The sequence below is a fragment of the Bacillus sp. ISL-46 genome (genome assembly GCF_018613205.1).
In genome coordinates, this window is sequence record NZ_JAGGQR010000094.1 from 1 (window position 1) to 12,483 (window position 12,483).

Annotated in this window: 13 protein-coding genes and 1 pseudogene; 8 read left to right on the forward strand and 6 right to left on the reverse strand. The window is 37.0% G+C overall.

All coding sequences use genetic code 11. The features are described 5' to 3' along the window. Positions 1-268, forward strand: a pseudogene (locus J7E67_RS29170) (amidase); the annotation flags it as partial. 484 nt (positions 269-752) lie between these two features. Here J7E67_RS29170 and J7E67_RS29175 read toward each other — a convergent pair. The 4 genes from J7E67_RS29175 to J7E67_RS29190 form a co-directional block, all read right to left on the reverse strand. Beyond that, positions 753-1,133, reverse strand: a complete 381-nt coding sequence (locus tag J7E67_RS29175; protein ID WP_214713021.1) for a VOC family protein — start codon at positions 1,131-1,133, stop codon at positions 753-755. 100 nt (positions 1,134-1,233) lie between these two features. Then, on the reverse strand, positions 1,234-1,749 hold the full coding sequence (locus J7E67_RS29180; protein WP_214713022.1) for an SRPBCC domain-containing protein: 516 nt from the start codon (positions 1,747-1,749) through the stop codon (positions 1,234-1,236). Positions 1,750-1,780: 31 nt separating this feature from the next. After that, on the reverse strand, positions 1,781-2,236 hold the full coding sequence (locus J7E67_RS29185; protein ID WP_214713023.1) for a DoxX family protein: 456 nt from the start codon (positions 2,234-2,236) through the stop codon (positions 1,781-1,783). A gap of 47 nt (positions 2,237-2,283) precedes the next feature. Beyond that, complete coding sequence (locus J7E67_RS29190; RefSeq protein WP_214713024.1) at positions 2,284-2,616, reverse strand: ArsR/SmtB family transcription factor; 333 nt, start codon at positions 2,614-2,616, stop codon at positions 2,284-2,286. Between the two features lie 356 nt (positions 2,617-2,972). Between J7E67_RS29190 and J7E67_RS29195 the strand changes: the two genes are divergently transcribed. The 4 genes from J7E67_RS29195 (at position 2,973) to J7E67_RS29210 (ending at position 6,330) form a co-directional block, all read left to right on the forward strand. Continuing rightward, positions 2,973-3,911 (forward strand): aminoglycoside phosphotransferase family protein, encoded by a 939-nt coding sequence (locus J7E67_RS29195; protein ID WP_214733362.1) that lies wholly within the window; start codon positions 2,973-2,975, stop codon positions 3,909-3,911. 184 nt (positions 3,912-4,095) lie between these two features. Next, positions 4,096-4,938 (forward strand): tyrosine-type recombinase/integrase, encoded by an 843-nt coding sequence (locus tag J7E67_RS29200; RefSeq protein ID WP_214718521.1) that lies wholly within the window; start codon positions 4,096-4,098, stop codon positions 4,936-4,938. Between the two features lie 158 nt (positions 4,939-5,096). Then, positions 5,097-5,597, forward strand: coding sequence for a GNAT family N-acetyltransferase (locus J7E67_RS29205; protein WP_214718519.1), 501 nt, complete (start codon positions 5,097-5,099; stop codon positions 5,595-5,597). 139 nt (positions 5,598-5,736) lie between these two features. Further along, the gene (locus tag J7E67_RS29210) at positions 5,737-6,330 is read left to right on the forward strand and encodes a dienelactone hydrolase family protein (protein WP_214718510.1); all 594 of its coding nucleotides are present in this window, start codon (positions 5,737-5,739) and stop codon (positions 6,328-6,330) included. A gap of 90 nt (positions 6,331-6,420) precedes the next feature. Here the strand turns inward: J7E67_RS29210 and J7E67_RS29215 are convergent, their stop codons facing one another. After that, a complete protein-coding gene (locus J7E67_RS29215) occupies positions 6,421-6,588 on the reverse strand; it encodes a YolD-like family protein (protein WP_251027084.1) in 168 nt (55 codons plus the stop codon). A gap of 743 nt (positions 6,589-7,331) precedes the next feature. Between J7E67_RS29215 and J7E67_RS29220 the strand changes: the two genes are divergently transcribed. The 3 genes from J7E67_RS29220 to J7E67_RS29230 all read left to right on the forward strand — a co-directional run bounded on the left by J7E67_RS29220 (position 7,332) and on the right by J7E67_RS29230 (position 10,186). Then, a complete protein-coding gene (locus J7E67_RS29220; RefSeq protein WP_214718508.1) occupies positions 7,332-9,674 on the forward strand; it encodes a carboxypeptidase-like regulatory domain-containing protein in 2,343 nt (780 codons plus the stop codon). 123 nt (positions 9,675-9,797) lie between these two features. After that, entirely contained in the window at positions 9,798-9,944 is a 147-nt protein-coding gene (locus tag J7E67_RS29225; protein ID WP_214718506.1) for a VOC family protein, read from the forward strand. After that, positions 9,941-10,186 carry a VOC family protein gene (locus tag J7E67_RS29230; protein WP_214733363.1) on the forward strand — a complete coding sequence of 82 codons (246 nt, stop codon included), beginning with the start codon at positions 9,941-9,943 and terminating at the stop codon, positions 10,184-10,186. Before J7E67_RS29225 ends, J7E67_RS29230 begins: the two co-directional genes overlap by 4 nt. A 231-nt stretch (positions 10,187-10,417) precedes the next feature. On the opposite strand, the gene J7E67_RS29235 is transcribed toward J7E67_RS29230, so the two are convergent. Beyond that, a partial coding sequence (locus J7E67_RS29235) for a YhgE/Pip family protein (protein WP_214733364.1) occupies positions 10,418-12,483 on the reverse strand: 2,066 nt, incomplete at its 5' end.

Here is a 12,483-nt window from a genome sequence, read left to right on the forward strand (position 1 = left end):
GTATTTTTCTCAGGAACAGGGGATTGACTTTGCCTTAAAAAAGTATGACCTTGATGCTATTCTCTTTCCTTCGTATATAGGCTCAACAATATGTGCTAAAGCTGGTTATCCTTCCATATCTATACCTGCTGGATATATGAAAAATGGAAGACCCTTTGGAGTGACTTTGGCAAGTACTGCTTTTAGTGAAGGTGTATTAATCAAAATAGCTTACTCTTTTGAGCAGGCTACAATGCATCGAAGAAGCCCGAATTTTGCAAAATATTAACAAATTTTATTCAACGGGTGCGTTAGTTCACCAAGCTAAAGTAGCAATCATAATAATTATCTTGATCTTCCGCAATCGGGCGCTATCCTGGAACAAGGATAAGCGCTCATTTTTCATTTTAGGGCCAGTTTGTGGAAGATCGGCAATTCTAGTTAGAAAGCAATCGAAGTTGAATTCATAAATTGTTACCTGTAGTTTTGAAATAAAGTTTGATACAAAGAAGCAGCTAAACCTTTTATTTGACAGTAAACAAAAAGAATCTATTATGAAAAAAGATCCATCAAAATAGATTCTACAGTTTTAATACAGATGAAATTTTTATAAAAAAGTTTGATCTTTTTGGGGTACATTTTGTTGAACATTAGCCCAGGGTCGGTAGCTAAAAAGGCGGCCGACTATTCCAGTCAGCCGCCTAAAATGGATATTGATTAGTTCTAAAGTACCACAAAAGGTACGATAAGGAATGGTTGATCGTTATAGTAAATTACTTTTTTTCCATTACAGCAAAGTAATTTCCTTCATTATCTGCAAAGTTAAATACTCTTCCGGAAGGCATATTTACAATTTCTCCGACTTTGACATTTTTATTTGATAAGTCGCCATGTAATTGATCGAGATTTTCCGTAAAAAACATTAAAGAAGGTGTACCGAGATTTAATTCAGGAGCCATTTTAGCAACGAATTCCTTATTATGGAGAATGATTCTTGTTTCTGCACCCTCTGTAGGAGCAATTTCAATCCATCTCATTCCTTGACCATTATTTTCTTCAGAAATTACATTAAATCCAACTTTTTCTGTCCAAAAATCCATTGCATCATCTTGGTTATTTACATACAACATAATTTGACCGACTTTACTAATCATTGATTTTTACACTCCCTTGTATAAGTAATTTCCAAACTCGTTACTATAGATAAAGGTTTCGATTTAACCGGCCTGCCGGGAGGCCGTTCGTGATATTTCCTTATTTCAGCTGCTGAAGAACCTCTTCCAGGCGGTCCCAAGTTTCGGTGATTCCTTGCAGCATGCCCATATCCATAACGGTCTTGAGGCCCTCCGCCGATGCATATTCAGCGCGGTTGATAAGCTTCGTCTTGCCGCCCAGATCGATGAATGCCAATGTAATATCAGTCGATGGCATGGCGTCATTCGTATTGCCTTCAGCATCCGAGAAGAAATCGACGTAGACGATCTTCTCCGGCTCGATGATCTCCTTATAAACCCCTTTGCCCCAAGATTCCATACCGTAAAATTCACCTTGGTTTTGATCGACACACTTCATGCAGTAGTGCCAAACGCCGCCCGGCCGGAAATCGACGTTGCAGACAGGAAGCTCCCAGCCTCCGGGCCCCCACCAGCGTTTGAGATGCTCGGGATCTTTAAACATCTTGAACACAAGGTCGCGCGGCGCGTCGAAAATACGCTCCAGCACGAGTACTCGATCGTTCTCCACCCTCGAAATCATAGCGTTGTTGGACATTTATAATTCCTCCCAATAAATTTTTTTTAAGTTATTTCGCATGACTTAATGAAACGGCATTTCGTTTTCTATGGTAGAAAACATAGGATCCAGCAATCAAAATGTACCCAATAATGAAAAATACCCAAGGATCGCCCACTGCTATAGTTGAATACATGGCACCCGTCAAATCGATGACAAATCCGGCATAAGCCCATTCCTTAATTCTTGGAAAGCCGGGCATCAGTATCGCTATAACACCTAACAATTTGGCAACGCCAATAAAGGGAAGAAGGTATGAAGGGTACCCTAAATGTTTGAATAAAGCAACTGCTTCAGGGGCGGACATTATATCAGGAATAGAACCTAAAAGCATTAATGCTATCAACAGCCCCGTAAAAAACCAGTATCCGATTGTTATATTCTTCAGAGATACCTTATTTCCTTCTTTGGTTTGGTTATTCTTAATAAGTTTCCGATCTTCTACAGAAGTCAAAAGGTTTGCCATGACCTCATTCCTCCAATATCGTTTTTTTTAAATCTTTGGCAGGACTCCTACTTGTCGTCATGGTTCACATCCTTTCTTTGTAGGTCCTGCAGATATTCGTCCAAGCGGTCGAATCTCTCGTTCCAAATATGGCGGTAGGACTCTAACCAGGAATCCAGCTCTTTAAACGGCTCGGCTCTCAGCTTGTAGATACGTCGATTGGAGATTGCATTCACCTCAACAAGTCCTGCATTACTAAGTACACGAAGATGTTTGGAAGTTTGTGGCTGGTTGAGCCCAAGTCGATTGGCAATTTCTCCTACCGTGAGAGGGCCTTCACGTAAGAGTTCGACAATGTGTAGCCGGTTGGGCTCAGCAAGAGCATTCAAAGTTGTTTTCATGATTATAATATAACCAGATAGGAATATTCCTGTCAAGGAATATTAAGAAGTTTTTTAAAAATTGTGCTCCATGGTTCCGCTGTGATTGTTTTCAGTGTGATTTTTACTAAACGGGAGTTCAATATGGCTAGTTAGCTTCAGAAGTTCTTAAAATATTATTGATCTTCAACAAACGGGCGCATTCCTTTAATAAGGACTCCGTCTTTTTAATTTAGGACGGTATTTCAAAAGAATGGAAGGTTTTTTAGGAAGTAAATTGAATTAATTGATGTTGTATGGAATTATTCAAATATTAGATGGGATTAAAGTGACTACACGAACTATAATACGTTACACATGTTAAAAAGGAGGACATTATGGATCTACCAAAGCACTTTGTTCAGTCAGTGCGTTTATACTTTAAAGAACAGGGGGAAGCCTGGTTACAAAATTTGCCGAATTTAATTCATTTCTGCGAACAAAAATGGTCCATGAAGATAAAAGAACCTTATTCCCTTTCCATCAATTACGTTGCACCCGATATCATGGAAGACGAGACAGAAGCAGTAGTGAAGATTTGTATCCCGGGAGAAGGCCTTCTTGATGAGCTGGAAGCCTTACAATTGTTTGGGGAGAAAGGAATTGTCCAACTGATCGATTCAGATAAGGAAAATGGAATCATCATTCTAGAAAAACTTTCACCTGGGTATACTTTGGCGGAAGTAACAGATGATGAGGAGGCTTGTCGATTCGCAGCTGATGTAATAAAAAATCTATCCATTCCTGCACCGGCTCATACTAGAATCCTTACTACCGAAGCAAGGGAAGAAAAGCTTCGGATACTTGTGGAAGAACATCCATATGGAGTTGGACCTATTTCCCAACAAACGCTAGAAAGGGCATTGAGAATCTTCACATACTTAAATCAAACAACAGAACAACATTTTCTCCTCCATGGGGATTTTCACCATTATAACGTTCTCGCATCTGGGGAAGGGGCATGGACAGTAATTGATCCTAAGGGCTTAATCGGTGAGATTGAGTATGATTTGATACAATATATGTTAAATAAGCTACCTAATCAGGGAGTTTATGATGTCATCGAAAAGCGAGTAGAGATTTTCACTAATAAACTTAATCTAGATAAAAGGCGACTACTGCTATGGGGATATTGTCACACAGTGTTAGCAACCTCATGGACAGTTGACAATGATAAAACCTATGATGAAAGCTTTTTTCAAGTGATTGAGATTTTTGAAAAGTTGTATGAAGCTAATTTCGGGGCTGGGATTGGTACATATCAAAAAACTAAATGACTCTTCTACAATCGGGGCTTTTCCAGAATAGGGAAAGCGTCTTAATTATGTCTCCCAAGTGTTATGAGACTATCCTGAAAATTGTTTTCTTAGATTGTTGAATAACTATAGTATGAAATTTACTCTTTTTGAGCATAATAGAATCAAGATTAATTGGTTCATAACCCAGGAGAGTGAAAATGCAATGTTATTTTCTGAAGCTTGGGAGAAGTATCAACTTGATAAGAAGATCGAGGGATATTCAGCTCTAACATTGAAAACCTATTGCTTTCAATACAATCTGTTATCAAAATTCTTTGGCGATATTGATATGGGTGAATTTACTACTGAGAAACTCAAAAGCTACTTAATTGAGGCAGGAGAGCATTTAAAGCTGTCTAGTCTAGGGCATCGAGTTCGTTGTTTACGATCACTTTTCAAATGGACATATGATGAAGGATTCATTTCCAAGAATCCAGCTGCTAAATTGAAGGAACCGAAGCTAGGCAAAAGAATCCCAAAATTCCTTTCAGAGCTCGAAATAGAACATCTCAGGGAAGCGTGCCAAACCTCCATGGAAAACTCATTATTTGAATTTTTTTATTCTACCGGTTGTCGTATTGGAGAAGTCGTAAAACTCAATCATGAAGATATTAACTTCTCCACGAATTCCGTTATTGTACATGGAAAAGGCGATAAGGAAAGAGAAGTGTACTTCAATACTCGCTGCTCCCTATGGTTGAAAAGATATTTAGACGAACGAGACGATGAAGATCCATGCCTGTTTATCACCGAAAGAAGCCCCAAAAGACGTATGAGTATCGACCTTATAAGATATATCATTAAGCGTATTTCAAGTCGTGCAGGAATTAAGAAGAGTATTCATCCGCATCAATTGCGACATAGTTATGCGACTCACATGATCAACAACGGAGCACCACTTGAAGTAATTCAGAGCTTACTTGGTCATGAAAAGAGTGAAACAACGAAGATATATGCTCAATTTAGTGGAAAGCTACGGCAAGATTTCTATAGCAAATACTTTTAACAGAATAATTGAACTTTACCAATCTTGATAAGCACGTTCTTCATTGAACGTGCTTTTTGCATAATTTTATGGAATAAATAATTGAGGAAGCTCACATAGTTTGAAATAATTGTAATTAAGTTATGGGCAGGATTGTTAAAGAAAGTGGGGGGATTTTTATGTTAATTAGAGAGATAAAACATGATGATGCAGAGAATTTCATAAATTTAATTAAGCAAGTTGAAACTGAAGCTAATTTTATGCTTATGGAAGCAGGAGAAAGAAAAACTACTCCTGAACAACAACGTAAACAATTAGAACGCATTGAACAGCAAAGCAATTCAACAATTTTTATTGCAAAAAAAGAAGAAGGAAAGTTAGTAGGCTATTTGATTGCTGTCGGTGGAAGTGTTAAGAGAACAAAGCACTCTGCGTATCTTGTTATTGGTATTTTAGAAGAATACAGAGGGCAAGGGATAGGAACAGCTTTATTTCAATGTTTAGAGGAGTGGGCAATAAATCATAATATTTCACGATTAGAACTTACTGTGGTAACACAAAATGACTCAGGTGTAGCTCTATATAAGAAAAGTGGATTTGAAATTGAAGGTACGAAGAGAAATTCACTTATGATTGATGGAACGCCTTTTAATGAGTATTATATGTCTAAATTATTATGAGTATCTTTACTCCGTTAAAGGGCGCGATGCTTATATAAGAGGCATCGCCTTTGGTATTTAACAAATGAGCAAATTGGTAGAAACAATATAATATGGTATTAATTAAACAATATGAAAATCATTACAGGGGTTGTATAAGGTGATCAAAATCCATAAAAATTCCGATAAAGTAATCATTGTAATACACGAAATATATGGAATTAACCAACATATAACAGATTTATGTGAATTATTATCAGAACAATATTTTGATGTTATTTGTCCAAATTTATTAGAACAAGAAATCCCTTTTAGCTATTCTCAAGAAGAAAAAGCTTACCGCAATTTTATTGATAATGTTGCTTTCATTAATGCATTATATAAAGTAAAAAATATATTATCTGATATTAAAGATGAATACTCAAAAATATTTGTCATTGGATTTAGTGTAGGGGCAACTGTTGCATGGATGTGTAGTGAAGAGGAATATGTCGATGGGATTGTCGGATACTATGGTTCACGTATTAGAGACTTTGTAAATATATCTCCAAAATGTTCAACATTGCTATTTTTCCCGGAAGTAGAAAAATCGTTTAATGTTGATGAACTAATTTCAACTTTAGATAAACAGAATATAGATATACATATATGTAAGGGTGAACACGGATTTAGTGATCCATACTCACCTAAATACAATGTAGAATCAGCACAAAATACATTTAGAGAAACATTGAACTTCTTTAGAACTAACTGAGTTTTTATTCCACAACCAGCTAATATAGCTGAATGCTTATTCCATTAAAGGGCACGATTGTGGAGTAACAAAAAGCCTAATTTCTCAAATTCAATACTGAGAAATTGGGCTTTTAAATATTGGCATTTTCACCCCACAGATAATTTCATAAAATTCTTCATATTTTTGTTCATCCAAAGCCGGTTTTTCGGCTTTATCTAAACTTTCATTGTATTCCCTTAGTAATTTACATGTTCCGGTAACATCATTGAAACCCATTTAAAACGGCCTCTGTCACGAATCACCTCAAGACACCTACTTTTCCATTACATTTTGTGTAACATCATAAAAAATCACTTGTTACTATTGAAATTCAAATTAATTTCTTGACAATTAATATAAATTTCTTCATACCACGATCTTTATGATCTTTATTCATTAAAAATTCCCCCTCTTCTATATATTATAGGAACATTTGTTTCTGTTATTCAAGGAGTAAGTTACAAAAATTTTGGATATTCCTAAATCCTCCTACAGTTTTTTGCCAGTCATGCAGCCTTTAGCTGCGATTTCTCTTCAGAAATAAGGACTTTATCATCTTAAGGTTAAAAGCATACAGAACGACTTTGGGCGGCAGCACTACCGACTGATCAGAAAGGAAAGAGCACCTTTCTGTCATTCCGTACGTGTCGCTTCGGCATTAAATGGATCGGTTAAATGCAAATCCAACTGCACATTTGGTTTATAAGTTGAACAAGGAAACTTTATTCATTGCTGAATAATGCACCATTTCCTCATTATTATACAAAAAGGGAATAAAGGTATTATGAGGAACTTTCATATCCCTGTTTGGCCATGGAAGGTATCTCTATCTGATAAAACAGCGGAAATTAAATTATATTTGGTGAAATTTGGAAAGGGATTTATTGTTATATAGCGAATATATTAAATTGGGAAAAAATGATAGTTTTTAAACTAAAACTATCATTTTTTTACTTTTATTTAGAGTTGGAGGAACAGGAATGGGTAAAAAAATAATGTACATGCTTTTATTATTGGTATGTATCATGGGGGTAACAAACGGTATTGCAAATGCAGCACCAACAAAGGGCCATATCCCTACAGTTGTAAAGGGGTCGATTAAGGAGAGTGGCAAACCCTTAAAAAACACCCTGGTTACCATACGTGAAAAGGGTAAATTAAATTGGATTCAAACCATGACGGACGGTAAAGGATCATTTCAAACAAAGCTATCAGATGGTACATACACGGTAAAAGGTGTTAAAGGCAAAAACACTACTTGGTATAGTACAAATCAAAGCTTTGTCGTAAGTAAAGGTAAGATCAAAGGATTAAAAGAAGGCGAAATCAATCTTTCAGACAAGAAAAAAGAGAAGAAGCCTTTAAATCAATCTAGTAATTTTAATGGTGTGTTAAAGGAAGGAAGCAATGGTTTAAAGGCCGATTTAATTATTTATGGGGAACACGATGAGGAAATTTATACAGTATCATCTATAGGTAATGGAAGCTTTTCTGCTTCATTAACAGATGGTCATTACTTTCTGTTTGGGATAGAAGTAGATAATGGTTTTTATCGGTATGAGCTGGGATTCACTGTCGAAGATGGTAAGGTGTTAGTGGATGGTAAACAACAAACAAACCTATCTATAGACATCCCTGTAGATACAATTATGGGGAAAGTTGGGGATAATTCAAAGCCATTATCAAAGGCGGGTGTAGTGTTAGAAAAACATCTTTCTGATAAGGAATACGACACGGAATTTATTCAATATGTCGTAACGAACAATCAAGGTAAATTTTCTTTAAGAGCATTAGCTGATGGTACCTATACCATTAGTGTTTACCACGAAACCTATTCTTCATGGAATAACGTAACATTTGAAGTGGTAGAGGGAACTGTTTATGTTGCTGGAAGAAAGGCTTCTTTACTTGAAATAACCGTTCCAGATATTAACGTAACAGGTGTCCTCTCTGAAGGAAGGAAGCCAATTACGGATGCATATGTAAATTTTGAAGGAGAAACATCAGACGGAGTGTATTATGGGTACGGGACACCAGTTGACTCAAAAGGTAGCTTCCAATATAGATTACATGACGGCAGTTATACAGTAACTTATATAAATGAACAAAACCGCGGCACGAGGGTGAACATTCCATTTGAGGTACGTGGTGGAAAACTTATTCAAAATGGAAAAGTAACGTCAAGTTTAGACATTGATTTGCCACCTGTTACCTTTAATGGGAAGCTTCTTGATTCAGGGGCTGCATTGCAGGGCGTAATTTACATTGAAACACTGTCAGAAGACGGAAGCTACGAGTGGTATGATGCGATAACGGATGAAAACGGAATCTACTCGTTACGCTTAAAGGATGGGAGCTATCAAGTTAGGGGTGGTTACCTGTTTGAAGAAGGACAGGACGTTTCGTTGTCTACCAAATTTGACATCATAAATGGCAAACTGTTTATCGATGGCCAAGAGCAATCTATTCTAGAGTTGCAGGTCCCTCCAGTTAGTGTCCATGGATTGGTTAAAGATGGAGAAATGGCTGTATCGAATGGCTTCATTTTGGTTAGTTCCGCTGATGAAAGTTTTTATGGCGGGAAGAGCCTTAACCAGGATGGTACCTTTACAATGCGTTTAGCAGATGGTGACTATACAGTAAGAGAAATTTATTTAGAGGATGGAACAAATGCCTTCATTGATCTTTCTTTTTCTATTATGGATGGAAAGACATATGTAAATGATCAATTAAAGGATGTGCTAGAGATTTCGGTCCCACCTATCACCTTGACGGGAACTCTAACAGAAAAAGGAAATCCGATAATGGGTGATCTTTACATCATGGAGATGAACGATGCTGATAACCCTGTGCAATCGTGGGGATGGGCCAATGAGGAAGGCAGATTCCAATTCCGCCTGCCAGATGGCGATTACAAGGTCTATGAGGTGTATCTTTATGATGGCACAGCTTTCAGTCCTGGAACTGAATTTAGCATCGTATCAGGCCAATTATATGTAAATGGTGAGCTTACAGAGCAGCTTGACATTGCTGCAGCTCCTATAACCGTATCAGGTACTGTGTATAATGGAGAAAAACCAGTAACGGATGGTTATGTAGAAATCAGTTCTAAAGATGGCAACTGGAGTGGTTCAAATTGGATTCAAAATGGCCGTTATCAATTCCGGCTTCCGGATGGGGAATACCAACTTTCATCCGTGGAAGATTTCCAACATGGTCCATTTAACTTTAATAAACCATTTACGATTACGGATGGGAAACTCTTTGTGGATGGAAAGGAAGTAAGTTCTTTAGACATTAATCTGCAAGATGGCTTGCAATAAACCTTAAACTTTTGAGGGAATCCTGTTGAGGTTCCCCCTTTTTTGTTTAATTTTAGAAAAAATTAGCCCTCCTAAGGGTTTATACGTGAGAAAATCGTATTAAGCTGAGGGAGGAGTTGCTAAATGAGAAGGGACATTACTGTTGCCATCCCGATGTTGGCAGTGCATGATGCTAAAAATGCAATAGAATTTTACAAGAATGTATTTCGTGCTGACGAGGAAACTAGAATGGTCAATAGCGATGGGAAAAAATTGAGCATTGTGAAGTGAAAGTTGGAAATGCACGCTTTATGATATCCGATGAATTTTCCGGACACAATCATGCGACGAAATCGCTTGGCGGGACGCCTGTTATTATCTATTTATATGTTAATTATGTCGACGATGTGGTAGAAAGGGCTGTGCGTTCAGGTTCAACTTCCCTTAAATCGATTCAGGACTTGCTCATGGAGACCGTGTGGGAAAAATTGAAGACCCATTCGGGCATGTATGGATGGTTGCTGCACCGATAAGGTAAAAGGCAGCAAGATTTGTGGATTTAAAAATATTTTGGGTGTGGTGGGTTCACAGTTTCGTGCATATTAAAGGAATCTATAATATGCCATTATTCGATTTCATAGCTAAATTTTAAATTGGAGGTCAATATTAAGGATTATCAAATAGAAAATAAGTCAATATAAATAAGCCCATTATCTCTATAAAAAGAAATAATGGGCTTATTCATTTACATATAAAAGATTTGCTTAAGCGGCAGGGATGCTTTTCTTTTGTCTTAATTGAAGAACAAAAAATAAGAAAGTACCAGCATTAAAGACAAATCCAAACACGGCTAACATTAGTGCATGGCTCCATACATCATGCAGATCATTTCCAATCGAAATAAGGTCACGAAATCCTTTTATAGCGTACGTCATTGGAAGGAATGCATGTATGTGTTGGTAAAATGGAGGTGCTAAAGCTATAGGGAATGTGCCAGAGCTGCCGCCAATTTGCAGTAAGAGTAGAATGAATCCAAGCATCTGTCCGATTTTTCCCAAAATGGTACAGAGCATTTGCACCAAAGATAGGAAAGTAAGACTCGTCAAAATTGTAAATAGATATAAGCCCCATACATGTTTAACTTCTAGGCTCATGCCTTGGATAAGTATAGTTACTGCTAGAATGGATTGAACTAACCCAACCATAATCACTACACTGTGCTTACTGAGAAACCAAGAAGCCCCAGATGATGGTTCTAACGGTGTTTCCTTAAGTTGATAGGTAGAAACGAAAAATAATGCACTAGCCATAAAGCCTATAGCCAAAATATAAGGAATTAATCCAGCTCCATAATCATTTACCTCACTGATTTTGTGAGATTCCAACTTTGTTGGATTAGAAAACATGTCAAAATTTTTATCATTCAATTTCAGTTCATTCGCTTTTGTAGCACCGGATTGTAACGAAGAAAGTAATTGACCTGTTCCGTTAGATAGTTGGGAAGCTCCTTTATATATTGATGCGGAACCTTCTGCAAGTTTTTGAGAGTCTTCACTTAACTGATTTGCACTTGAGTTCAGTTTTTCCATCCCTTTTGCAAATGGATTGCTTGCCTTTTCGATTTTTAAAATACTGTCAGAAACAGCGCTGGTTCCATTCGTTAATTTGTTAGCACCACTATGTCCTTCGGCTAACATTTTGTTAAATGTCCCTAGATTTGAACTGAAGGTATGTTGCCCTTCTGCCAATTTTTTAGCGCCTTCATACATCGATAGTTGTCCTTTTACAAACTGATCAAGTTGACTCTGCACTTGCTGTGAACCTTGTGAAACGGTTAACAGCATAGACCCGAATTCAGTGATTCCTTGTTCTAAATCAACCGGCGCTCCTGTGGTGGAAGGAGACATGAAATGATCCAAATTCGAAAGCAACTGTTGTTTCTCTTGCTCTGAAAGACTTTTGCTTGTATTGATAAGCTCTTTTTGTTCTTTAATTAGTTGGTTCTGGCCCTGAATAATTTGTTGTAAGGAGTTCAGTTGGCTTATTATTTCAGGCTTTTTTTCATTTACATCCTCTAACGCGATCAAAAGTGGATCAATTTTTTCTTGAATCCCAATTGTACCCTGGTATGCCTGCTGTAAGTTTCTTTTAAGATCGTTAGCTCCTTGTTCTAATTCTTTAGAACCTTTAGAAAGAATTTCGCCATTTTTGTTAAGGACTCCCAAGCCATTTTCTAAATTACCCATCCCACTATGAAGTGTTTGAACCCCGTTAGACAGTTGGCCAATTTCCGTTTGAAATTGTTGTGTTCCATTGTATATCCTTTGTGTGCCGTCTTTAAATAAGACGGTGCCAACAGCTAAACTCTGCAAATAGTCTTGTAGGGTTTCGGAAGCATTTGTAATTTTGTTGGCAGCCTGGTCAATTTTATTCGCTCCGTCAGTTGCTTTTTGTAAATTATCACCTACTTGATTTAAACTATTAAATAATGTGATTGCATATTGTTTTGTGATAGAATTTGATATTTTCTCATTGATTTTACTCATTCCAGAGGTTGCTATCTTTGATGCAGTATAGTTTTTCCCTGGATTTGTGTAATATCTCAACCCCATTTTACTAGGATGTTCGTCTAACAAGGATGATCCATTTTTAGAGAAATCATTTGGAATTTCGACTACCATGTAAAAATCTTCATTTTTTAATCCTTTAAACGCTTCTTTACTATTGGTAAATTTCCATTTAAACGAGTGATTCTGTTTCAAATCATGAACCAAGTCTTTTCCCAACTGCAAATTCTGCCCAGCAAATGTTGATCCCAGATCTTTATTTA

What these genes read in the sequence shown, in the direction of transcription:
- J7E67_RS29195 (WP_214733362.1), top strand. Translation starts at nt 2,973, where the DNA reads ATGGATCTACCAAAGCACTTTGTTCAGTCAGTGCGTTTATACTTTAAA.
- J7E67_RS29205 (WP_214718519.1), top strand. Translation starts at nt 5,097, where the DNA reads ATGTTAATTAGAGAGATAAAACATGATGATGCAGAGAATTTCATAAAT.
- J7E67_RS29215 (WP_251027084.1), bottom strand. Translation starts at nt 6,588, where the DNA reads ATGGGTTTCAATGATGTTACCGGAACATGTAAATTACTAAGGGAATAC.
- J7E67_RS29180 (WP_214713022.1), bottom strand. Translation starts at nt 1,749, where the DNA reads ATGTCCAACAACGCTATGATTTCGAGGGTGGAGAACGATCGAGTACTC.
- J7E67_RS29200 (WP_214718521.1), top strand. Translation starts at nt 4,096, where the DNA reads ATGTTATTTTCTGAAGCTTGGGAGAAGTATCAACTTGATAAGAAGATC.
- J7E67_RS29225 (WP_214718506.1), top strand. Translation starts at nt 9,798, where the DNA reads ATGAGAAGGGACATTACTGTTGCCATCCCGATGTTGGCAGTGCATGAT.
- J7E67_RS29185 (WP_214713023.1), bottom strand. Translation starts at nt 2,236, where the DNA reads ATGGCAAACCTTTTGACTTCTGTAGAAGATCGGAAACTTATTAAGAAT.
- J7E67_RS29175 (WP_214713021.1), bottom strand. Translation starts at nt 1,133, where the DNA reads ATGATTAGTAAAGTCGGTCAAATTATGTTGTATGTAAATAACCAAGAT.
- J7E67_RS29220 (WP_214718508.1), top strand. Translation starts at nt 7,332, where the DNA reads ATGGGTAAAAAAATAATGTACATGCTTTTATTATTGGTATGTATCATG.
- J7E67_RS29190 (WP_214713024.1), bottom strand. Translation starts at nt 2,616, where the DNA reads ATGAAAACAACTTTGAATGCTCTTGCTGAGCCCAACCGGCTACACATT.